At 37.0% G+C, this 22,992-nt stretch carries 15 protein-coding genes; 8 read left to right on the forward strand and 7 right to left on the reverse strand.

Annotated features, from left to right (window positions below; genetic code table 11):
• Positions 1 to 73 precede the first annotated feature (73 nt).
• The 5 genes from AsAng_RS02900 (at position 74) to AsAng_RS02920 (ending at position 7,734) form a co-directional block, all read left to right on the forward strand.
• Entirely contained in the window at positions 74 to 910 is an 837-nt protein-coding gene (locus tag AsAng_RS02900; RefSeq protein ID WP_264791279.1) for an alpha/beta fold hydrolase, read from the forward strand.
• Between the two features lie 126 nt (positions 911 to 1,036).
• The gene (locus AsAng_RS02905; protein ID WP_264791280.1) at positions 1,037 to 4,051 is read left to right on the forward strand and encodes a sensor histidine kinase; all 3,015 of its coding nucleotides are present in this window, start codon (positions 1,037 to 1,039) and stop codon (positions 4,049 to 4,051) included.
• A 116-nt stretch (positions 4,052 to 4,167) separates the two neighbouring features.
• The gene (locus tag AsAng_RS02910; RefSeq protein WP_264791281.1) at positions 4,168 to 4,917 is read left to right on the forward strand and encodes a LytR/AlgR family response regulator transcription factor; all 750 of its coding nucleotides are present in this window, start codon (positions 4,168 to 4,170) and stop codon (positions 4,915 to 4,917) included.
• Between the two features lie 156 nt (positions 4,918 to 5,073).
• On the forward strand, positions 5,074 to 6,465 hold the full coding sequence (locus AsAng_RS02915) for a DUF1800 domain-containing protein (protein WP_264791282.1): 1,392 nt from the start codon (positions 5,074 to 5,076) through the stop codon (positions 6,463 to 6,465).
• Between the two features lie 63 nt (positions 6,466 to 6,528).
• Positions 6,529 to 7,734, forward strand: a complete 1,206-nt coding sequence (locus AsAng_RS02920; protein ID WP_264791283.1) for a DUF1501 domain-containing protein — start codon at positions 6,529 to 6,531, stop codon at positions 7,732 to 7,734.
• On the opposite strand, the gene AsAng_RS02925 is transcribed toward AsAng_RS02920, so the two are convergent.
• From AsAng_RS02925 to AsAng_RS02940, 4 genes are all read right to left on the reverse strand, one after another.
• Positions 7,720 to 8,841: an NAD(P)/FAD-dependent oxidoreductase gene (locus AsAng_RS02925; protein ID WP_264791284.1), complete on the reverse strand. Its 1,122-nt coding sequence runs from the start codon at positions 8,839 to 8,841 to the stop codon at positions 7,720 to 7,722. The two genes, AsAng_RS02920 and AsAng_RS02925, sit on opposite strands and share 15 nt — an antisense overlap.
• 95 nt (positions 8,842 to 8,936) lie before the next feature.
• A complete protein-coding gene (locus AsAng_RS02930) occupies positions 8,937 to 11,312 on the reverse strand; it encodes a LodA/GoxA family CTQ-dependent oxidase (RefSeq protein WP_264791285.1) in 2,376 nt (791 codons plus the stop codon).
• 58 nt (positions 11,313 to 11,370) lie between these two features.
• A complete protein-coding gene (locus AsAng_RS02935; RefSeq protein WP_264791286.1) occupies positions 11,371 to 12,678 on the reverse strand; it encodes a hypothetical protein in 1,308 nt (435 codons plus the stop codon).
• A 355-nt stretch (positions 12,679 to 13,033) separates the two neighbouring features.
• Positions 13,034 to 14,404, reverse strand: a complete 1,371-nt coding sequence (locus tag AsAng_RS02940) for a PQQ-like beta-propeller repeat protein (protein ID WP_264791287.1) — start codon at positions 14,402 to 14,404, stop codon at positions 13,034 to 13,036.
• 124 nt (positions 14,405 to 14,528) lie between these two features.
• On the opposite strand from AsAng_RS02940, the gene AsAng_RS02945 reads away from it, so the two are divergent.
• From AsAng_RS02945 to AsAng_RS02955, 3 genes are all read left to right on the forward strand, one after another.
• Positions 14,529 to 15,323, forward strand: a complete 795-nt coding sequence (locus AsAng_RS02945; RefSeq protein ID WP_264791288.1) for a thymidylate synthase — start codon at positions 14,529 to 14,531, stop codon at positions 15,321 to 15,323.
• A gap of 655 nt (positions 15,324 to 15,978) precedes the next feature.
• A complete protein-coding gene (locus AsAng_RS02950; protein WP_264791289.1) occupies positions 15,979 to 18,462 on the forward strand; it encodes a carbohydrate binding family 9 domain-containing protein in 2,484 nt (827 codons plus the stop codon).
• 38 nt (positions 18,463 to 18,500) lie between these two features.
• A complete protein-coding gene (locus AsAng_RS02955) occupies positions 18,501 to 19,046 on the forward strand; it encodes a hypothetical protein (protein WP_264791290.1) in 546 nt (181 codons plus the stop codon).
• Positions 19,047 to 19,061: 15 nt separating this feature from the next.
• On the opposite strand, the gene AsAng_RS02960 is transcribed toward AsAng_RS02955, so the two are convergent.
• From AsAng_RS02960 to AsAng_RS02970, 3 genes are all read right to left on the reverse strand, one after another.
• Positions 19,062 to 20,081, reverse strand: a complete 1,020-nt coding sequence (locus AsAng_RS02960; protein ID WP_264791291.1) for an OmpA family protein — start codon at positions 20,079 to 20,081, stop codon at positions 19,062 to 19,064.
• Positions 20,082 to 20,113: 32 nt separating this feature from the next.
• Positions 20,114 to 21,247 (reverse strand): OmpA family protein, encoded by a 1,134-nt coding sequence (locus tag AsAng_RS02965; RefSeq protein ID WP_264791292.1) that lies wholly within the window; start codon positions 21,245 to 21,247, stop codon positions 20,114 to 20,116.
• 463 nt (positions 21,248 to 21,710) lie between these two features.
• Positions 21,711 to 22,934, reverse strand: coding sequence for a hypothetical protein (locus AsAng_RS02970; protein WP_264791293.1), 1,224 nt, complete (start codon positions 22,932 to 22,934; stop codon positions 21,711 to 21,713).
• Positions 22,935 to 22,992 lie beyond the last annotated feature (58 nt).

Here is a 22,992-nt window from a genome sequence, read left to right on the forward strand (position 1 = left end):
GGCAAAATAAAGAAGATCGTGGATACGCCCAAATTTTATGACAGGGCAAAAATATAGACTGAAAAATAAAGGGATGAAAACACAATTTATAACTACCAATGGGATTAGTTTGCAAGTAATAATAGCTGGTCCAAAGGATGGCGAACCTGTTTTTTTATTGCATGGATTCCCCGATTTTTGGTTTACATGGGATGCTCAAATTGATGTTTTAGTGACCAATGGATTCCGAGTAATTGTTCCGAATCAAAGAGGTTTTGGAGAAAGTGATAAACCTACTGATATAGCGGCTTATCGACAGCTTGAATTGGCTAAGGATATTATAGGGATCGCTGATGTATTGGGCTATGAACAATTTAATTTGGCAGGGCATGATTTTGGAGGTTTGGTTGCTTGGAGTATTGTAACTTTATACCCAGAACGCATTAAAAAGTTGGTGGTCATCAGTGCACCTCATCTGATTGCGAGCCTAAAATACAGGTCTATTCGCCAAAAACTAAAAAGTTGGTACATTGTTTTTTTTCAAATTCCTTATCTTCCTGAACGAATGCTCAAGGCGTTTGATTATGCCATGTTGGTTCGAAATATGCCCAGTTTTTTAGCCCCTGAATTATTAATGCGTTACAAAAAAGCTTGGGGGCAACCTCAATGTTTGAGGGCTATGCTTAATTGGTACAAGGCTTTGATAAGAGAAATGAAACTCAAGGAAATCAATTATGGAATCGTAACGACTCCTACGCATATTATTTGGGGAAAAGAGGATAGCTATTTAGAGGCTGGTTTGGCTCAATTGAGTTTGGATCAATGTACAACAGGTAAATTAACTGTTTTTGAGGAGACGAATCATTGGGTGATGTACGAACGTTCCATGGAAGTGAGTAATTTGTTACTGTGGCATTTTACAGCTAAATAAATGGCTTAAAAGTTATTTAGAGACTTAATTTTTTGTATTATATAATTAATCGTTGACGGTTGATTGCTTTTTTTGAAAAGGCAAAAAAGTATTCATTATAAAACTACAAAACCCTTTCTTGCATTAATGGCAATAAATGCACTAAAAATTATATGCTTCCTTTTCTTGTTTACTCCTATAGGAGTAGCGCAAGATTCCTATTCTTGGCGATTGACCGATAAAGAGGGCTTGCCAAGTATGGAGATTTATCACCTTTATCAAGATACAAAAGGTTATATGTGGATTGCTACCGATAGAGGTCTTTGCCGATATGATGGCTTGTCAATAAAGCGCTATCAACATCCAGATCAAAAGGGAAATGCTGTTGCTAATATTAAAGAAGATGAGGAAGGGCGAATTTGGTTCAAAGCATTTAGTGGGCAATTGTTTTATATTGACCAGCAAGGAGATTGCCAATTATTTCCAATTCCAAAAGAATACCATGCAGGAACTTATTACGCTTATACGCTTAGAGAAAAAGAACTTTGTTTGGGGACAGATAGGCTTTGCATTTATAATTTTGAAACACAAGAATGGAGAGTAGACAGTTTTCCTAATATTGGTCCATCTACATCGAGTCAAGCTATTTCCAATTTGGAAGCGGATGCAGAGGGCAATCTTTTGTTTGTGACCTACAAACAAGAATTTTGGCTACAGAGCGATACGATTAACGAAAAAATTACAGTGTTAAAAGATTGGTCTTCTTGTATCCCTTTTGCTAAAGATTCTGTTATTCTTTTTCAGCCCAATACCAATTCATTGATTTATATTGATGTTATTGATCGTTTTAGAACTGATACGAGCACTATCGATCACTTTTCGGTCAACCAAAGAGTTTTAGCGGTATATAAGGATAAGGATTTAATTTGGGTGGCAACAATGAAAGGGGCATTTGGTTATGAACGTAAAAGTACGGGAGGTTGGCAACAAAAATACCATATCCTTCCAGATGAACAAGTTTCCGTTTGTAGAAAAGATAAAGAGGGCAATTATTGGTTCGCTACGTTGCAAAATGGAATCTTTATATTTCCTTCTTTAGATATTAAATTTTATAATGCCCAAAATTCTTCTTTGACGAATGGACACCTGCTCTGCGTGGAAAAAGATGCTGAAGGGCAACTTTTAATTGGTGGAAGTGATGGGGCTGTAATGAGGTTTGATCCGACCAGAGAGCAATTGAGTGATCATTATGCTGGGGTGGAGGGCAATATCCTTTCTATTGTTTTTGATAAAAAAAGAGAGAAAATATACTTTACTTCTTATGGACTACAGGTTGCAGAATGGAAAAATTCTAAATCTATTGTCTATTTAGGGGCTACCTTGGGAGGGGGACACAACTCTGCGATATACAAAGAGGATTTTTTACTCTCAGGGAAGAATGGTTTTGTAGGACTTATGAATTTAAGAGGAGGGCTAGGAGTCGATTCTATACCCCCCAATTCATTCAATTTTAGATATAAGAAAGCTTGGTTGTGGTCTTCTGATGAAATTCCTTATCCAGCTTATATTCATGTTTTACAAAATCTGGCTAAGATAAAGGCTATTTGGGTAGACCAAAAAGACCCCGATTATTTTTGGCTGGCAGCCAATGATAGTCTTTATATGTATGGAGGAAGAGATCGAAAAATAATCTTAGATGAAGCGGGCAATAGTATTGTCGTAACGGACATCAACCAAACGGTAGATGGAGCTATTTGGTGTACTACGATGAATAAAGGATTGTATAAAATTGTTGATCATAAAGTAACAAAAGTATATACAGAAGCAGATGGATTGCCAACCAATAATTGTTTGTCCTTAACGACAGATAGCATGACGGTTTGGGTAGGAACCGAACTAGGTATTGTTAAATTAAACACAACGGACAATAAAATTGACGTTTATAATGATCTGGACGGTTGTGTGTCCAACGAGATTCGAGATATAGAAGTTGTAGATGGGAAGGTTTGGGCGACCACTATTAAAGGATTAATTAGTTTTGATGTCAATATCAAATCTATAAATCCCCAAAAACCTTTTATTGAATTAATTGCTTTGGAAATTAACAAAAAGGCACATAGTTTGGGAACAGCGGCCAATCTTTTATATAATGAGAATAATTTGAAATTTAAGTTTCAAGCAACGGCTTTTAAGGGCTTAGACCGCATTCATTACGAATATCGCTTGTTGGGCTTGGATAGTGCTTGGATTCAATTGCCACGAAGCACTGATTTTACTTATTTTCAGGGGTTAATACCTGGCGATTTTATATTTGAGGTGAGGGCGGTTAATGAGGATGGATTTGTTAGCGAAAAACCTGCTCGTTATGCTTTTTCTATTCAGCCACCCTATTGGCAAACCTATTGGTTTTTATTTTTAATGTACACTGGGATCGTTTTATTTGTAGGAGGGATTGCAACATTTAGATATCGAGTGTACAAAAGGGAACGAGATTTAGAAGCGTCCATGAGCCGAATGAGAATGCAAGCGTTGCAGTCACAAATGAACCCTCATTTTGTTTTTAATGCAATGAGTGCCATTCAAGATTATTGGATACAGCAAGAACCTAAAATCGCTTTGATGTATCAAGCTAAATTTGCTAAATTAATGCGTTTGATCTTTGCCTATTCTAAAGAATTAGGCATTCATATAGAAGAAGAATTAGAATTTTTAAAAATCTATGTTAGCTTAGAGCAAATTCGATTTGAAGGGCAAGTTGAGGTAATTTTTGATGTAGAGGAAACCTTGTTAAACCAAGAAATTTATTTAACTCCTTTGTTAATTCAGCCGCAATTAGAAAATTGTTTTAAGCATGGTTTGCTCCATAAAGAGGGAAAGGGAAAAATTCTAATTCAACTAAAAAAAGAGGCTAGTTATATTTATTGTGCGATTGAAGATGATGGTGTTGGACGAAAGAAAGCGGGCGAATATGCTTCTTGGAGAAAGCACTTTAAAAAGAAAGTATCTAGTCTAGATATAACAACAGAACGCTTACAAATTTTAAATGATTTATTTGGTGTTGATAAAACTAAAAAAGTATTAAAAATAAGTGATCTAGAAACAACTGATGGAAAAGCTACAGGAACTCTAGTTGAAATGTGGATTCCGCAAATAATTCTCTAGCAAATATTGCTTTGATAGCTTGTTTAGAAGCTTACCAATCAAGTTTTTTCTAAAAAGAACAGTTAACCTATTACTACACAATTTGTTAAAATAAACAACTAAATTTACAAACATTAATGGATATAATTCGATGTGTGATTGTAGAAGACGAAAAACGAACTAGAAATGTTTTAAAGACATTGCTAGAAAAATACTGTGAGGGGGTTGAGGTAGTTGCTGAAGCAGAGAATATACAGGAGGCTGTCGCAGTAATCAAAGAACACCAACCTGGATTGGTTTTTTTAGATATTGAAATGCCTAGAGAAAGCGGCTTTAGTTTGTTTAAGTACTTTCAAGAAATAGACTTTGAAGTTGTGTTTACAACTGCCTACGATCAATATGCTGTAAAAGCGATCAAATTAGCAGCGTTAGATTATCTGGTCAAACCGATTAATCTGGAAGAGTTAATGGAGACGTTGGAACGGTTTAGAACGAAGATAAAAAAGGTAGACAATAGTGCTAAACAGCATCAACTCTTAGAAGATTCTTTGCACAATAAGGGCAAACAAAAAATTGCACTTTCTTGCATTGATGGTCTAATGTTTATTGAGGTGACCGATATTGTTCGTTGCCAATCGGATAAGAGTTATACCGTTATTGTATTAGCATCAGGGCAAGAAATTTGGACGTCTAAAAATTTAGGAGAATACGAATCCATTTTGGATGAAGCGAATTTTTTTCGGGTGCATCGCTCTCATATTATTAATACCAATTATGTTACCAAATTAACAAGGGGAAAAACGCCTATATTATTGATGAAAGATGGAAGTAAAATTCCTGTTTCTTTGGCTAAAAAAGAAAAACTATTAAAAATTCTTTTGGAGTAGTTTGGGATTGAATGGCTTAAGGATCTTAAGTGTTATACGTATAAATTGTCGATCTACTTACTGAAAAAATAACGACCATTTTAAACCTTGTGAATAGAAAAGTGTCCAAGTGACCAAATACTATTGACAAGGTTTTTTTATTTAATCAAAATACCTATGACAAACGAACAAAAAATACAACATTTATATTGGCGGGCAGGTTTTGGTTTGTCTCCTGATGAATTCCAAAAAAAGAAAAAACAACCGTTGGATAAAGTCATTAAAAGCTTGTTTAAAGGAGCAAAAAAAATTACGCCCGTAAAAATACCGCATTATAATATGCCTTCGCAGGAGTCTTTCAAAAAGATGAGCAAAACGGAACGCCGTGAAAAACTCAAAGAAACGCAACAATTAACCACCGAAGTGAATTTGAATTGGGTAAGACAGATGGTTTCTGATGATTACAACTGTTTACAAGAAAAAATGACCTTATTTTGGCATGGGCATTTTGCTTGTGAGTCCAAGCGTTTTGATCATGCTGCTCGACAAATTAATACCATTCGCCAGTATGCTTTGGGCAATTTTAGAGATTTAGTACTGGCAATTTCTAAAGATGCTGCGATGATTATTTACCTGAATAATCAGCAAAATAAAAAAGACAGACCCAATGAGAATTATGCTCGTGAACTCATGGAGTTGTTTACAATTGGAAGAGGAAATTATACCGAGCAAGATATAAAAGAAGCGGCTCGTGCTTTTACGGGCTGGTTCTCTGAACGATTTACAGGGGAGTTTAAATTCACGGAGCGTCAACATGATTTTGGACAAAAAACCTTTATGGGGAGAACAGGCGATTGGAATGGGGATGATATTATTGATATTATTTTGGAGCGCAAAGAAACCGCAACCTATCTAGCTACCAAGGTTTACCGCTATTTTGTGAATGAAAAAGTGGATGAACAACGAGTCGAAATTTTAGCAACAGTTTTGTACCAATCGAATTATCATATCGAAACGATGATGCGAACCTTGTTTGAGAGCAGTTGGTTTTATGAACCTCAAAATGTAGGGGTGAAAATCAAATCACCTATTGAGTTATTGGTTGGAATGGGAAAGGTTTTGGGAATTAATTTTGGCAATAAAAAATCAGTGCTTTTTTCTCAACTGGCCTTGGGGCAGGTGCTTTTTAGACCTCCTAATGTGGCAGGTTGGCCTGGTGGAAAAACTTGGATAGATAATTCTACCTTGATGTTACGAATAAATTTTGCAGCGTTGATTTTTCAAAAAGCAGCCCTCAATTTAGAACTAAAAGATCAACCCGAAAGGGGGAAAGGAGGGCGGTTAAAAGACCTCGAAATTTCTGGAAGTATAGCCCCCATTGCCAATATATTTCAAGCAACTTCAACAACAAATCTAGGGCAGGCTCTAGGAGATTATATTTTACAGACTCGGGTGACTATTCAGGGCTCTTTTATCGAACAATTGGCAGAAAAAGAAAGCAATTATGAAGGAAAAATAACGGCTTATATCTTGGGTATTATGAGTCTGCCAGAATATCAAATGTGTTAAACGCTTCTTGTGCTCCATTGTGAGAGAACCAACATTTACTAATGCCTCTTGAAAAGAAATAATATGAAAAATATATCTCGTCGTCAATTCATTCAACGTTCCAGTTTAGCAACAGCAGGAACCATGACCTTGCCTTTGTTTTTACGGGCATTTGAGCGCCCCAATTTGTTCAATAACAATCCTAAGAAATTGGTCGTGGTTCAATTTTCGGGTGGCAATGATGGTTTGAATGCCATTGTTCCCTATTCCAATGATATTTACTATAAAAATAGACCAACCATCGCTGTAAAGGCTAGTAAAGTATTAAAAGCAACCGATGAATTGGGATTTAACCCCAAACTGAAAGTGTTGCAATCGCTTTATGATAGTGGCGATGTTTGTATCATCAATAATATTGGTTATCCCAACCCTGATCGATCGCATTTTCGATCTATGGATATTTGGCATACAGCAAGTGATTCCAATGAGTTTTTATCAACAGGTTGGCTAGGGCGTTACTTGGATAGTAACTGTGCCGATTGTTCCAATCCCCATCATGCTATTGAAATTGATGATACCCTTAGTCTGGCTCTCAAAGGGGAAGGAATGAGTGGTTTTGCGATGAAAAATCCCAATCAGTTGAGAAATACAACGCATAGTAAAATTGTTCAAGCTGTAGCTCAACATCATCACGACCACGACCACGAAGAGAATGTTGCTTATTTATACAAAACATTAACCAATACAGTTGCTTCTGCGGATTATATTTATGAAAAATCAAAGGTATACCGTTCTACAGGAACCTACCCCAAAGGAAAATTAGGAAAAGAGTTAAAACAAATTGCCGAATTGATCATCTCGGAATCCGATACACAGATTTATTATGTTACAATAGGAGGTTTTGATACGCACAACAATCAAGTAAATCAGCAGGAGCGTTTATTAGGGAGCTATTCAGAGGCGATGACAGCTTTTGTAAAGGATTTGAAGAAAAACAATAAGTGGGAAGATACCTTAGTGATGACCTTTTCAGAATTTGGGCGCAGGGTTGCCGAGAATGGCAGCAGGGGAACAGACCATGGTAAGGGAAACAACCTTTATTTGATGGGTGGGAAGCTCAAAAAGCAGGGATTTTATAATCAAGGACCTGATTTAAGTAGACTGGATCGAGGAGATGTGCAATTTTCCGTAGATTTTAGGCGAGTTTATGCTACCATTCTAAAAGATTGGTTAAAAACTAACGATCAGGCTATTTTAAAACAGCAATTCCAAAGTTTAGGTATTGTTTAATGCTACTGTTTGTTGATATTTTGCCCAAAAGGGAGCCTGAGGCCAGCGCTTTTCTAATTGGTAGAAGTGTTGGCGCATGGCTAAATATTGCTTGTAACGTTCTTTGGTGATGGATTGAAAATTAATAAATCTACTTTTGGGTTGTGTGATTTTTTGTTGTAAGGTCTGAGCGGCTGCAATGCCGTTCGACATAGATTTCATAATCCCTTGTGAGGTAATTGGGTCATAAGCAGTGGCTGCATCACCAATCGCAATCCAATGTCTACCCACCATTTTGTCCAAGCAGAAAGAGGGGGCGGGAAAACCTTTGAAGGTTTCTTTTTTTAATTGCATCTTACGAGTAGATTGGCTAATGACAGGGAGTTGATCCAATAGTTTTTGCCAAGTTTCTACCTGTTGCAATTTTCGTTGTTTTATGGTGATGGCATCGGTATACAACCCCACCAAAAACTGATGTTGTGGCAGTCGAGCAGCATACCACCAGCCATATTCAGAAGCTTCTATTTGGGTTAATTTGGAAATAGGGGTATGGATAGGATCAAATTCAAATCTTGCCGCTAAGCAAATTAAGGGCTCTGTATGGATTTTTTTGCTACCCTGTTGTAACGCAAAAAGCGAACGACTGCCTGTGGCATCAACCACCAACTGAGCTTGGATGATTTGCTCTTTGGAGTTGGAATCTTGAAGGACCAACTCAAAACCACCAGTCGTCAATTTAGAAGCTCGTTTGTACTGGGTATTTAGAAGACAATGTGTGCCTGCTTTTTGGGCTTCCCTAAATAAAAAACGATCAAACCTACTTCGATCTAGATGCCAACCATGCCCATAAGGACTCAACAAAAAGTCATTGTAGCCCCTCTTGTTATCCCCCCAATAGGAACAACTTCCATAACAAGGATCGTGTTTTTCAGCTTTAAAAGCATTCCAAATGCCCAAGTGCCTAAGAATGGTCTTGGATTCAGGGGGGATGCTTTCTCCAATTTTAAATTGGTCGTGTGCACCGCTTTCTATAATAACAACCTCCTTAATTCCTAAACGAGCAAGGGCAAGGGCACAACTACTTCCAGCAGGGCCTCCTCCTATGATGGCTATTTGATACGAATTCATGCAGTCTAATTAATCAAACAAAACGATTGATGGATATTTGTAGAAATAAACACTAGACTCTTAAAGCCTAGTGTTTTATAATTGTAGCGTATTGTTTACGCTTTTTCGTTGTTCCTAAAATGAGGACACAAACGAATGGGATCAGGGTTATCTAAAGGGGGATAGACTTTATCGGTAACGGTGTTGGGCCAAGGGAGTACTTGATTGCTCTCATCTTTATTAAATTGGCTTTCTACTTCCAAGAAGTAAGAAGGATCATAATTTTGAGGATAGCCTTCTATCGCCACTCCTTGAATAATGGTTCCTATTTTGTGCCAATTGGTTAAGATATGTCTACGCACTTGATAACGCCCAACGGACTGTGCACCCATAAATAAGCCTTGTTCTACATTCGTACCTGCCCCTCTAACAGAAAAACGCTGTCTAGGCAAAGTACCATTATTGCGCACCAAATCTTCGTAGGTATAAACGGCTACAGGACGTTGTGCTGGCCAAGACCAAAATAGGGAAGTATTGACATTGCCTGCATAAACATTGGATTTAATCACAGCATTTTCAGTGATGGTAACAATGTATTGTTCGACACAATCTTCACTGGTAGAAGGCTCTGCTTTTAGAATTAAGATTTCCAGTTGTTGGTCAAAGCTCATTTGCCCTGTGGGGGTTGGATATAAAAATACTTGCCCTCTAATGGTCTCAAGCTCGGCAATTACTGTTTTGGGCAAATAAGTATTGTTCAAAGCAATAATAGAAGCTTGGTTTAATTCATAGCTGACGGTAATGTCACCACCTGGGTTAGGAGCAGGCGTATGTGTGGCACAAGAATTATAATCGGTATGCCAAGGAATAGACATGAATTTGCATAAGTCGCCAGGCTCTACAGGGGCGGTTCTAAGAGGAACATAACCAACGCCAAGAAACGGATTATCTGTGGTGGCAGTGCTATAATCCATTATTTGTTTATTGACTCGAAAGGGACCAACAGTAGGTTTTGTCCAATTGGTATTGTATAAATTAGTGTCTCGAACAATAAAGGTTAGGTCAATTCCTGGGCTAAAACGCCCCCCCAAACAATTGGCTAGAACGGCCTTGTCTAGATATTCGCCAGGACCTAAGTTCTTTTTAGTTGCTCCTACGCATTTATTGTTCATCCATTGTTCCATAAAGAAATATTGGCTGGTAGAAACCGATAGAAAGCTTTTTTCAGAATCGCCCAGTGCAAGTGGCATCAGAGGAGAACCATTTTCTGCTTGAGCAGGAATATTAGGATTTCTAATAAAAGACAAGGCATCAAAAGGAGGCTTGTTTTCTGTTAAATTAGAAAAAGTCTGATGGGATTTAATCGCTTTATCAGGCAGATTGGTATTCCACATCTGTAAGTGCGCCGCATTTAAGGTAGGATAAACATCATCGTGAAAGTAAGGTTGATAATTAGTGTTGTATTGCCCATTTGCATAAATCGAAGGTTCTAAGCCCAATTCTTCTAGCCAAGTCATATAAACGTCGTCCCATAGAGAAACAACATTTAGGGTTTGAGGGGCATAAGCGGGGTCTGTGGCAACCACCCAAGCACTTCCTTCTATGGTATGATGTGTATTGTCGTCAAAAATTAAAACTGCATTGACAGGACCATCACCCGTGTCATCCAGCCAATTGTCATTGTTAACATCATGATCTAACACGGCATTGGGATCGGGGTCTCCATTCATATCAAAACCACAGGCTTTTCCATAGCCACCCAACACCAATAGGTGCCCATTAACTTCCGTTTGCAATTCACCAATGTAATCAATCAATTCACTGCTATCGTTATAAGCACTAGGATCGCCATCACTGGCAGGAAAAGAAACAGGATAACTATTGATCGTTTTGATTTCTCCATCTATTGGGTCCCAATAGGTAGGAACGGTTGTTTTATTGAATAAGACAGTCTCATTAGCACTTGCCTGAATGACCCTAGGACCAGCGTCTGTCATTAATTTTTGAAGTCGAGTTTTGTTGCTAGGGTCTGCTGTTCCTGCAAAATTAGGATTTCTCATTTCAGGAGTGTTGCCATTGGCATAAGCCTCAATGCCTGCTTCTGGTTCTACCCACGAATTGGCTTTTTTATTGGCCAAGTGAACCATCCAAACAATATCTGCAACCTTTTTTTGAACGCCATTGATGGTGACGGTAGAACCTATGATTACTTCCTCACCGCCACCAGAAGGGTAGCTCAAGGTATCGGGGTCTTGGTATTGATAAATTTTGAAACGAGCAGCTTGTTTTTTTAGTTTGCCAGCCGCATCTCGGATGTCATCACTACTAATTGGAGTTGCATCTGTGCCTTTTTTGATGGGTAATCCCCCAGAAAGTGCCCCTGTGGTATGTTCCCCTGCCATCGTTTGAGGCTCTATATAATAATCTTCACTGTTTCCAACTCTAGCAAAACCGATAGCTGGATGAATACGAAAATTTGTTTTTAATGTCATAATTCTATTTTTTGCTTATTCTCTAAAAAGGAATAAGAATTTGGTTGATTAATAGGGCTTATTTGGTACGATCAATACGCTTGTCTGTGGCTACAGAATCCAAATAATTTTGTAGAATGATGTGACTCGTTAGTACATTCTTACCAGCTACGGTTAACGATGGGTTAAAGGTGTTGGTGACTGCCATGCTATTGTGGCAACTGAAGCATTCGTTTTCAGAGCGAATATTTTGAGTAAAGGATTCAATAACCGTATTGGATAGGCGAGTAGAGCCTGTAATTCTTGGCGTAGGATCATTGTTGGGTGTCCAATTGGGAACTAAATCATTATTAACTTTGAACCAAATTGCGCCAACCTCCCTATAGTTTTTCCAAACAGAACCATTGGGTAATTGACGGTGTACACTTGCATTTAAAGAATCTATATTGGCATTGTTGGTACTGTCGCCAGCTCCATTTCTATATTGACGGAATATTTGGCTAACAGGAGATAGTTTTTGAGTGGCTTCGTCCAATTGAACAATTGCTTCGTTAAATTGGTTACAATCGGCTGCGGGTGTCCCTGCTTTATAGAAGGTGTAATTTTGATCTGAAACAGGTGCATTGATGTTGTTATTGGTGTCAATGGTAGGACTATTGTTGATGTGCTCAAAGGTAGCCCAAATAAACTCAGGATGATTTTCAACCACAACAGCAATGTGAAAACCAACTAACGCTACTGTTTGATTAACTGTTTCGTCTGATAGTGCAATTTTTTCACCTTCTTTTTTTAGTAGATATAAATCTGCTGATGTGGTGTAAAAATCACTTGCATCTTCTCCTTCTTCTACAATTTTCCAGGCTGCTTTTAGTGAAAAAGAACCATTGGGAAAGTTGGTATTAGGAGCAATATTTTTTAATCCATTGGTGGTGTACAGGCTAGAATCAATGGCAAAATTTCTATAAATATCATTGATCATCATGGTTGTATAAACAGCTCGACCATTTTGATCAATTAAAATACCTGCTGGTCCTCCTGCTTGCACAATACCACCTAAGGTATGACTAGTAGGATTTTCTGCATTAGGATTAATGGCTTGATCATTGAACAAGGTCTCAAAACGTAGTTGCCCATTATCAACAGTTTCGGTCAGCCATAAGAAATATTGCCATGAGATTTGATGAAAATCACAATTGTTTGGATCACTCGGAAAATTTTGATAATCAGGTTCTGGTACTGCTCCTACAAACCATGCAGGATCGGCTGTGCAAGCTGTACTTTTGGGTGGATCAACAACAGGATTAGGTGCTGGTTTTGAAGAGAAGTAGTAAGCAAGTGCTATAATTGCTATCAATAGTACTACACTAATTATAATAGACTTCTTCATAAAATAGTTTTAATTGGTTGTAGAATAATGTTGTTTTTTCTGTGGGGAAGGAGCTGTTTTGTTAAATACTGGGTTGTTTTAAGCGGCTTAGCTGCTTAAAACATGGTTGAAGAATCGTTTATGCTGAATGTTGTATTTTTTATAGAAATGCTGCCAATGATGTCCTACAAATATGGGATATTAAATACGATCTATCTAGCGTATAAATACCTGTTTTACTAAAGTACGTATTTATATCTATTAATTTATATTTTATTATAAAATAAATTATATAAGCGCTATCGTATTGGCTTTTATAGGATTAAAAGATAATCTATATAGAAGAGGGCAAGCAAGGATTAGATCGTTGTTAGAGTTAGGATTCGAAATCAAAAGCTGTAGCAACTAGATAATTTCTGGTATCTTTTTCTTTTAGTTGGACAAATAATTGGTGATCGTTGCAATAGAGATGAAATAATCGCTGTTCTGGAGCCAGTTTTATCCGCTTGGTTTTAAGTGTGCGCAATTGAACTAACTGAATGGTCGACTGAGCAGATGAGTTATAATTAGTGGATGCAAAGTATTCATTTGAAAAGCAAGAAACATTAGGAGATAATGAGTTGCGAAGGACTAAACGAGACTCTGTTTCATTGTTTTGGATAAAGCTATAGGTTTGGAGTTTGGTATAATTAGGAAAATTTTCTGATGCTGATGGGGGAGCCGTCGTAAGAATAAATCCATAAGGATGCTGCCAACCACTCTGAATTCTGAGGCGTTCATCGGCTGTTATACCCCCATAAGGATGTTCCTCATTATGAACTTTGGGGAGTTGATAAGCTGGTGTAAACCCTTTTAGTGGATAAATTCTTTGCCTGCGAAGTTGAAAAGAGCTGTCTGTTGAGGATTGGCTATGCTTATTTTTGAAATTCCTAGGGCCGTACTCAAAACTTAGTAACTCTTGTGGATTCTCGATGTTAACAGGTGAATCGTCAATGATGTAATGATGTTGTTTGCTTAGGCTGTCAAAGATAAAATGGTGTGCTTTAAAATGATAATATCGATCCCAGTTGCAGTTGGTTGAAGCAAAACAAGCATTGAGGGTACGATAAGTTTTTTTAAATGCTTCTCCTTCTTTGGTTTGAATCTCAAAAAAATCCCCTGTATTATCATCAATAAATACTTGTATATGAATAGCACCAAATGTATCATAGTAGTAAGCATCCAAAAAGAGTAAATCCTTAGAGCGTTCCATTGTCATTTTTAGCGTTCGATGCGGCCAGTTAATTTGCCATAGTGCTTTGTGGTCACTCAGAAAGCGTAGGTCTCTAGGACGGTCCATCGTAAATTCTAAGGTTCGATGCGGCCAGTCAATTTGCCATACCGTTTCTAAGTTATCCATATTGATTTTGTACAATGTTTGGTTTGGAAAGACTAGATAAATACTATTTTCGAAGGAAAAAAGGGATCCCCAATCATTGAATTCGCCAGGAAGTCTTTTGCGTCTGGTTTCTTTTCCTGTAACTGGATCCAGTTGAATCAAATAAAATATAGACAAATCTGTATCTAAATAAGAATAGACCAATGAATGGTTAGAAACAGCGAGTTGTGAGCGTTCATCAAAAGGAATGCGCCATTGCTGTTTTTTGTCCAATTGAAGTTGGGCATCTCTTTGGTAAGGAACAATAAAAAGATTAAAGAATACAAGTAGACTACCAATAATCAATAATTGAAGTAGTATTTTTTTCATGAGAGTACATCGTAAAATATAGCAAAAAGGAAGATGTGTGATTATAACAAAATACCTAGATAATCTGATAAGTAATGATAAAAAAACTTGTATTTTGCGCAAAAATTGAAAATAAGGACAAATTATGAAGCAATATTTAGATTTGTTAAAGCATATCCAAGAAAATGGAACAGCAAAAGGAGACCGTACAGGGACAGGAACTCGATCGGTTTTTGGGTATCAAATGCGTTTTAATTTAGAAGAAGGTTTTCCGCTTGTTACCACCAAAAAGGTACACCTAAAAAGTATTATCTATGAGTTGTTGTGGTTTTTAAATGGAGATACCAATGTTAAATATCTACAAGAAAACGGAGTGAGAATTTGGAATGAGTGGGCAGATGAAAATGGAGATTTAGGACCCGTTTATGGCAAACAATGGCGCAGTTGGACTCGATCAGATGGAGGAACGATAGATCAAATTCAGGAAGTGATAAACACCTTAAAAAATAACCCTAATTCTCGTCGAATTATTGTTAATGCTTGGAATGTTGCTGATTTGCCAGCGATGGCTTTGTCTCCTTGTCATACCATGTTTCAATTTTATGTAGCAGAGGGCAAACTGTCTTGTCAACTTTATCAGCGCAGTGCAGATTGTTTCTTAGGAGTTCCTTTTAACATCGCTTCTTATGCTTTGTTAACAATGATGATTGCACAAGTTTGTGATTTGGGGCTAGGAGATTTTATCCATACGTTTGGAGATGCTCATTTGTATAACAACCATTTAGAACAAACTGATTTACAGTTGAGCCGTGCGCCTAAGCCTTTGCCAATGATGAAAATTAATCCTGCTGTTAAGTCTATTTTTGATTTTAAATATGAAGATTTTGAGTTGGTTGGATATGACCCTCATCCTCATATCAAAGGGGCGGTAGCAGTGTAAGGTGGGCTACTTGCTTAATCTTCAAATGGCTGAATTAAAAGCCTCATGACATAAATAGAATAAGGGGTTTCTTATAAAAAAAATACAAGTGCTCAAAATCAGTGTTTTAATGATTCACTTTTGGCGTTAATTTGAAAATTTACCGATTTTATAATACTTGATAATCAAAAAACAATTTTGTGTAAACATTTTTATAAGAAAACCCTTTAACATTACTCTGTTGGAAACCCGAATACAAGATGTTTTTTTTGCTTTGTTATAACTGTTCTCATGAGCATAGCGAACTAAAAAAAGCAAAAAACTATCTCACGAGTGTAACGAACCGACCTCAGGGAGCTCATAAGCGCTAGCGCACTAGCTAATTAACGGAGCATTACTTTAAATAAAATAGAGCTACAAAATTGCACGATACTAAACTATTGATCGATCAGTTTTGTTTCTCTTTTGAATAAAGAAAAAGTGCTTGTCTTTTTCCTAATGATTTGTTGGTTACTAGAACGCTCTATTTGTCCTATAGATTTGTTGGTGTCCTAATTAAATGGTGTAGGATTAAGAAGCCTTGTTGCTATACAAGTATTTTGGACGAGTGCTGCCAATGATTGAATATTCCCACTAGCATAAAAAATATATGATGAATCCTGTAAGAAGATAACCAATGAGATTATTATTAGTATTCGTTGCACTAGGATGGATGACCTCTCTGACTTGGGCACAGCAAATAGATTCTACCAATAAAAAAATTATTCAAGCCATTTATACGGAGAAGGCTCCCAAGATAGATGGTGTATTGGATGAGGCAGTTTGGGAAAATGCTCCCATCGCAACCGATTTTATAGAAAACACCCCCAATCCAGGGCTTAGTGCTTCTCAAAAAACAGAGGTCAAGGTTTTGTATACAACAGAAGGAATTTATGTGGGAGCTAAAATGTACGATACGGCACCAGATAGTATTCTCAAACAACTGAGTGTAAGAGATGCTAGTGGAAGTGTTAATGCAGATAACTTTTCCATTTATATTGATGGCATGTACACCCAACAAGCAAATTTTACGTTTAAGGTAACTGCTGCAGGGGTTCAAATTGATGAAAATGATGGCGATGCGATTTGGGATGCGGTTTGGGCTAGTGCTGTTCGTATTGTTGAGGATGGGTGGATTGCAGAAATTGAAATACCTTATTCGCAATTGCGATTCCCAAAAAGTGTGCAACAAACGTGGGGGATCAATTTTAGTAGAACCATTCGAAGAAGCAGGCAGGAATTTTATTGGAGCGAGATAGATCCTACTCAGGGCAATGCAGTGCAACAGCAAGGATTGATGAAAGGGATTGAACGAATAAAACCACCTGTTAGGCTCTCGTTTACGCCTTATGTTGCAGGATATTTGAATCACGCTTATGATGGAACAACAGGGAAACATACATTAACGCCTAATTTTTCGGCAGGAGCAGATATGAAATATGGGATTAACGAAAGTTTTACCTTAGATGTCGCATTAGTGCCTGATTTTGGAGATGTTCAATCGGATAATTTAGTATTTAACCTAAGCCCTTTTGAAATTTATTATGCTGAGCGCCGTCCCTTTTTTACAGAGGGAGTAGAATTATTTGGTCGTGCTAATTTATTTTACTCTAGGAGAATCGGCAGTCGCCCTGCTCGGTATCGCTTGGCTGAAGGTCAGTTAGACAGTACCGAATGGGTGACCAGAAATCCCGAAAAGCCGTATTTGATCAATGCATTAAAAGTATCTGGTCGAACCAAAAAAGGACTAGGTTTGGGACTGTTCAACGCCTTAACAGCGCCTTCTTTTGCTCAGATTCAACGTGACTCAGGAGCAGGTCGAAAATATGAAACGGAATCGTTTACCAATTACAATGTAGTGGTGGTAGATCAGCAGTTTTGGAAGCATTCTTACATTAGTTTAATTAATACCTCTGTCATTCGTTTTGGCGGTTATACCGATGCCTTGGCGACAGGAACAGCTTTTAAAATTGCAGATAAAAAGAATCTTTATGGAGTTGATGGTAGTGCTGCTATGAGTCATCGTTTTTTAGATACAATGCTCCATAATAAAGGATACGACAGCGGCTATCGCTACGATATTGGTTTTCAGAAGTTTAGTGGTAACTTTAGGTTTGGTGTTCGACAAAAAACGATGAGTAAATATTATAACATCAACGACTTGGGATTTGTGGGAAGAACCAACTTTATTAATAGTTCTGCTTGGGTTTCTTATGACATTTATAAGCCTTTTGGAGCCTTTTTAAGAATGTGGTCTAAGCTAGATTTTTCTTATGAAATGCTATATAATCCTGCTGTTTTTACTCGGATTCAATTTGGAGGAAATTGGGGAGGACTGCTCCGAAATTTTTTATCCATTGGGGCTGATTTTAGGGTAGAACCAATTGGATATAATGATTATTTTGAGGCAAGAACCGATGGACAAGTTTGGGCAAAACCAACTTGGACTAGGATTAACTTTTGGTTTTCCAGTGATTACCGCAAAGCTTTTGCACTAGATGGCTGGGTAAATTACCGTCGTTTTTGGGGGGCAGGAGCTTGGACGGGCTCAGATGTGATAGCAGGAAACCTCAAACCATTGATTCGTTTTAACGATCATTTTAATATGATATTGAGTGCTACATTTACCGTACGACGCAATAGTTTGGGCTATGTGACCAAAACAGACAATGGGGCAGGAGGAGACCAAATTATTTTTGGAAGTCGTTTTAGGCAAGATTTAGAAACTTCCATTGCTGCTAACTACCTATTTACCAATAAAATTTCTTTAACTTTACGAGTACGACATTATTGGGCTGTTGTCGATTACAATCAATTTTATTTGCTTCAGACCAATGGAACAATGGGGGATGCACCATATACAGGTGAACATGATGCGAATTATAATGCGTTTAATGTAGATTTAATTTTCCGTTGGCGTTTTGCGCCAGGTTCAGAGCTCAATGTCGTTTGGAAAAATGCCGTTTTAGATAATGGAACAAACCCTAATTATAGCTATTTTAGTAATTTTGGTAGAATGTTTGAAACGGGACAAAATAATCAGTTCTCTATTAAGGCCTTATATTATTTAGATTTCTTTAAGTTGTTTAAAAACAAGAATCAAGGGAAACGTTTGGAGTAATTATAGTGCCATTAAAACAATCTAAAAATAGGACGACTATGAAAAAGACCATCTTATTAACACTTATTTTTAGTGTGGCGATAACTACTTTTTTGAAGGCTCAATCCATTGAAGAAGTGGGGGCAGTTGCAGCCAAAGGTCTGTGCGATTGTGTCAACGAAACGTATAGTAATATAGATAGCGATGTTAAGCGTGCAATGATTCGAATCATAAAATATCAAAGCCAAAACAAAGCAAGAGAAATGGAGACCTATATCAATTCTCTTTCCACAGATTTGGCTGCTAGAATCGAGGAACAAGCAGTGCTTTTTCAAGAAAACAACGACCTATTTGAGTTATGCGTAGAGGATATGGAAGAGGCTATGGCAAAGATCGGACTGGACGAAACCCTCTATGCTGATGTAACCGAGGAAGCGTTTGAACAAATATTGCTAGAACAGATGAATGCGATAAAAGGCTGTAAGTTTGCCTATCTTTTAATGAGTTTAGGTTTAGCAGAAGGGCAAGAGAGTGGTACGGAAAACAAAGGGCAAACAAAGGATAATTCTTACCATAAAAAATTCGAAGGAACAGGAGGAAATTAAAGAACCGTTATTCCATTACTCATTGCAAGACATTTTTATTTCGACTCGACGATTAACAATACTTCCTTCTTTTACCAATGGTTTTTTAGACCCAAACCATTCATAGTTAATTCGACGAGCTTTTATACCATACATGGTTAGCCAACGCTGAATTTTTATAACTCGTTGTTTAGACAACTCTATATTTCGTTCTTCTGAACCAAAAATATCGCTGTGTCCATAGAGCTCCACTGTTGCCTTAGGATGCTCTTTCATATAATTGAAAATAATGTTTAGGGTTGCATTAGCGGCAATCATCCCTTTAAATTTAGTGCTATTGTCATGGAACTTAATCTGATCTAAGATCAGTAGCTCTTCACAAACTAAATCTTGAGGTTTATGCAGCCGTTTGGAGGAGGGAGCATCTTCTTTAGGTGGGCTTGGTAGAGGATTAGATGTAGTTGTTCCTATGTATTTTTCTTCAAAGGTTTTTACATTTTTTTTACTATCTGCCTCATTTCCCAAATCTTTATCGTTCCAAGTTTTTAGTTTAATATTAAAACAATTAAAATGCTTCCTGTTAAACTCCTGTCCTTTGCCTTCTATAAGATCGGCTACTTTCATATCATCGTCTAAGCGTCCAAAATGCACTTCGCAACTAAAAATAGTATGTCCTGCTTTAGTGCTTAAGTGGTCAACATGGAATGCTTCCTTAGAAACATTCTCCTTAACTAGAACCCCATTCCTACGGATGTTTTTTACCGCAGTAATATCAAATTCCTTATCTATCCCTCTTCCTTTTAGATACCAAGGAGATTCTCCTCCAGGAGGATAAAAGATAGCTCCACCAGAGGTTTCATGGTCGCAAACAAAACGAAAATAAAAAATGGTACTAGAGGGCGTATAGTCAATTTTGTCTAAGATATAGGAATCTTGCCATTTTCTATATTGTGGTTTGTGATCGGTATAATTATGCTGCTCTTGGGCTAGAATATTGTTTGTTGTTAAGGCTAAAAATAAAGTAAAACAAAATAAATGACAAAGTAACTTTTTCATACGTGGGGGTGTTGAGGACTGAAATTTAATGGTTAATTGCAATTAACCATTATTTCAACCCTTCTGTTAATAGGACTTCCTTCGGGCTTTAGTGGCTGGTCAGGACCAAACCATTCGTAGTTAATTCGATGGATTTTAATTCCGTACATGGTTAACCAGCGTTGAATTTTTATAACCCGTTGCCTAGATAATTCCATATTGGCTTCCTTGTCGCCAAAAACATCGGTATGCCCATAAAGTGTTAGCGTAGATTCAGGATGTTCTTTCATGTAGTTGAATAGAATAAAAAGCGTTCTATTTGCTGCAACCATGCCTTTAAATTTGACGCTATTATCATGAAATTTAATCTTATCCAAAACCAGCATTTCACCACAAACAATATCTTGTGAAGAATTTAAGCGACTCACAGAATGTGGGTATTCTTCTTCTGGTTTTGGTTCGGGAGCTGGTTCTGGTTCTGGCTCAGGGGTTGGTTCTGGTTCTGGCTCAGGAGTAGGTTCTGGCTCAGGCTCAGGTTTGGGTTTTGGATCTGGCTTGGGTTTGGGTTTCGGAGCAGGGGTAGGTTTTACATTTTTAGGTTTAGAATTGACCCCATATTTTTTTTCAAATTCAGAAACCTTTTTCTCGCTATCTTTTTTATTTCCAAGATCACTATCATCCCAAGTTTTTAGCTTGACGTTAAAACAATTGAAGTGATTTTTGTTGAATTCTTGTCCTTTTCCTTCGATTAAATCCGCTGATGTTAGATCATTAGGAAGGCGTTCAAAATGAACTTCACAGCTAAATACCGTATAGCCAACACCCTCCAAGGCAGAGATGCTATAAGCAGCATTTCGGACTTTAGATTTCATTAATTTACCATTTCTACGCACATTGCGAATTTCTTTGATGTCAAAGTTTTTTTTGACATTTCTCCCTTTTAGATACCACGGATGTTCTCCTCCTGGCGGATAAAAAATAGCATTTGTGAATTTGCCACTTTTACAAACAAAACGAAAATAGAAGATCGTGCGATCTCGAGTATAATCGATTTTATCCAAAATATAATCATCTTGCCATTTTCTATACGAAGGTTTATGATCTGTATATGTTTTTTGGGCAACAGATGGTGTAATAATGAATGAAAGAATAAATAATAAAAAAATATAAAATGGTATTGTTTTCATTTATTTGTATTGATGTTTTGGATTTTTGAAGTTATTCATTGGACTAAACAAATCCTTCTGTATATAACAAACAAAATTTTTGCCAGTATTATTATACTAATACTTCGTTGATTTTTATGTTTTCTTATGAAATGGGCTATTCTAGTTGAATAGCATTTGAAACATTTAATTCATGAGAAGTAGAATCTTGTAACAAAGACTTTCTCTAATTTAAAAAAAATAAAAAGATTGTGATTAGTTTTTATCTTTTTGTTAGATAGTTATTTATAACTCGAAGTTGTTTAAAAATAGAGTTGCTTCGTTATGCGTTTCACTTATGGGGCAGGAAGCTGGGTTTGTGAGTGCTTCGCAGTTTTGTTGAATCAAGCCCATGGCAAGCTCATATAGATATAGTGAGTACCACCCCAAGAATAGCTCATGAGTGCAAGGAGCTAACCAAGCAGCAAAAGCTGATTTTTAGTGCTTATTTAAAATAGGGATGAATTAATTTAATATCAAAAAAATTGAAGTGGTTAGTGTCTTTTGATTTTTTTCGTCCTTCTATTAGATGTACTTTATTAACAGATGGGGGAAGGCGCTCAAAATGAACTTGACAAGAGAAGAAAGTAACTTCTTGGTTAGCATCGGTTTCTAATCGTAAGGGAAAGTCAGATAGCTTCTTTAATTTTAGAACGCCATTTTGCTTGATGTCAGTTACAGCCTTAAAGTCATATTTTTTTCCTGATTGTGCATCTTTTAAAAACCATGGATGTTTGCTATTGCTTGAATAAAAGAGGGCAGAAGAGACGGAACCATGAGTGGGAAATCGAAATAACAATAGAAATATGATTTCGGTTTTGGTATAGATCACTTTATGTAGTATGTAATCCTTCTTCCAAGGTCTATAAATAGGATTGGGATCAATGATGCCTCTATTTTTATAGGCATCTAAGTCATCGCTAATTAACTCATCTAGGGATTTTTGTATTTCCCCTTCTTTTTTTTGATGCTCAAACCTATCTTCTATGTATTCAATTGAAAAATCCCCTTTTTGGGATTTGTTTTTTGGTGTTGCATCAATAGCAACTCTCTTAGGTGCTTTGAGAGGCTTATCATTAACAAAAGACTGTTTTGAGTTATTAATTTGTTGCTCAAAATTTTGGATGCGTTTTGTTACTTCACTGGCCTCCTTAATTTCCTCATTTTTTAAATTAATATCTAGGCAATTCAGATGATTTCTATGAGATTTGTTTCCTCGTCCTTCTACTAATGATATTTTTTCTAAGTTTTCGGGCAGCCGCTCAAAGTAGATTTGGCAAGTAAAAAAAGTATGTTCTGTTTTTTCCTTAGTGAGTGCCGAAATGGTATGTTGTTCTTGCTCCAGTATTTCTAGCTGTATAAGACCATTTTTAGCAATATTCGTCAGCTTTTGTTGTGGATAAACCATTCCAGCTTCTGTTTCTAATACCCATGCAAATGTTCCTTTTGAAGCATAAAAAGTGGGGCTATCATATTGGCTATTGTTTTTGGCAAATCGAAAATGAATTATGGTATGCTGTGAAGTAAATTCGATTTTGTCGATTTGATACGTTGCCGACCACGTTTTATATTGAGGATTGTAATCAATGTAATTTATTTGGGCAAACAAGAAATTATTGGTTAATCCAAACATAAAAAAAAAGAACCCTATATACAGTTTGTAAAACATAGTAAATATGATAGTGTCTTTGGATGAAATAAATAACTCCTTTCAGTAGATAGAGAAA

Origin of the sequence: Aureispira anguillae, assembly GCF_026000115.1 — a bacterium.
GTDB lineage: Bacteria > Bacteroidota > Bacteroidia > Chitinophagales > Saprospiraceae > Aureispira > Aureispira anguillae.

What these genes read in the sequence shown, in the direction of transcription:
- AsAng_RS02900 (WP_264791279.1), top strand. Translation starts at nt 74, where the DNA reads ATGAAAACACAATTTATAACTACCAATGGGATTAGTTTGCAAGTAATA.
- AsAng_RS02905 (WP_264791280.1), top strand. Translation starts at nt 1,037, where the DNA reads ATGGCAATAAATGCACTAAAAATTATATGCTTCCTTTTCTTGTTTACT.
- AsAng_RS02910 (WP_264791281.1), top strand. Translation starts at nt 4,168, where the DNA reads ATGGATATAATTCGATGTGTGATTGTAGAAGACGAAAAACGAACTAGA.
- AsAng_RS02915 (WP_264791282.1), top strand. Translation starts at nt 5,074, where the DNA reads ATGACAAACGAACAAAAAATACAACATTTATATTGGCGGGCAGGTTTT.
- AsAng_RS02920 (WP_264791283.1), top strand. Translation starts at nt 6,529, where the DNA reads ATGAAAAATATATCTCGTCGTCAATTCATTCAACGTTCCAGTTTAGCA.
- AsAng_RS02925 (WP_264791284.1), bottom strand. Translation starts at nt 8,841, where the DNA reads ATGAATTCGTATCAAATAGCCATCATAGGAGGAGGCCCTGCTGGAAGT.
- AsAng_RS02930 (WP_264791285.1), bottom strand. Translation starts at nt 11,312, where the DNA reads ATGACATTAAAAACAAATTTTCGTATTCATCCAGCTATCGGTTTTGCT.
- AsAng_RS02935 (WP_264791286.1), bottom strand. Translation starts at nt 12,678, where the DNA reads ATGAAGAAGTCTATTATAATTAGTGTAGTACTATTGATAGCAATTATA.
- AsAng_RS02940 (WP_264791287.1), bottom strand. Translation starts at nt 14,404, where the DNA reads ATGAAAAAAATACTACTTCAATTATTGATTATTGGTAGTCTACTTGTA.
- AsAng_RS02945 (WP_264791288.1), top strand. Translation starts at nt 14,529, where the DNA reads ATGAAGCAATATTTAGATTTGTTAAAGCATATCCAAGAAAATGGAACA.
- AsAng_RS02950 (WP_264791289.1), top strand. Translation starts at nt 15,979, where the DNA reads ATGAGATTATTATTAGTATTCGTTGCACTAGGATGGATGACCTCTCTG.
- AsAng_RS02955 (WP_264791290.1), top strand. Translation starts at nt 18,501, where the DNA reads ATGAAAAAGACCATCTTATTAACACTTATTTTTAGTGTGGCGATAACT.
- AsAng_RS02960 (WP_264791291.1), bottom strand. Translation starts at nt 20,081, where the DNA reads ATGAAAAAGTTACTTTGTCATTTATTTTGTTTTACTTTATTTTTAGCC.
- AsAng_RS02965 (WP_264791292.1), bottom strand. Translation starts at nt 21,247, where the DNA reads ATGAAAACAATACCATTTTATATTTTTTTATTATTTATTCTTTCATTC.
- AsAng_RS02970 (WP_264791293.1), bottom strand. Translation starts at nt 22,934, where the DNA reads ATGTTTTACAAACTGTATATAGGGTTCTTTTTTTTTATGTTTGGATTA.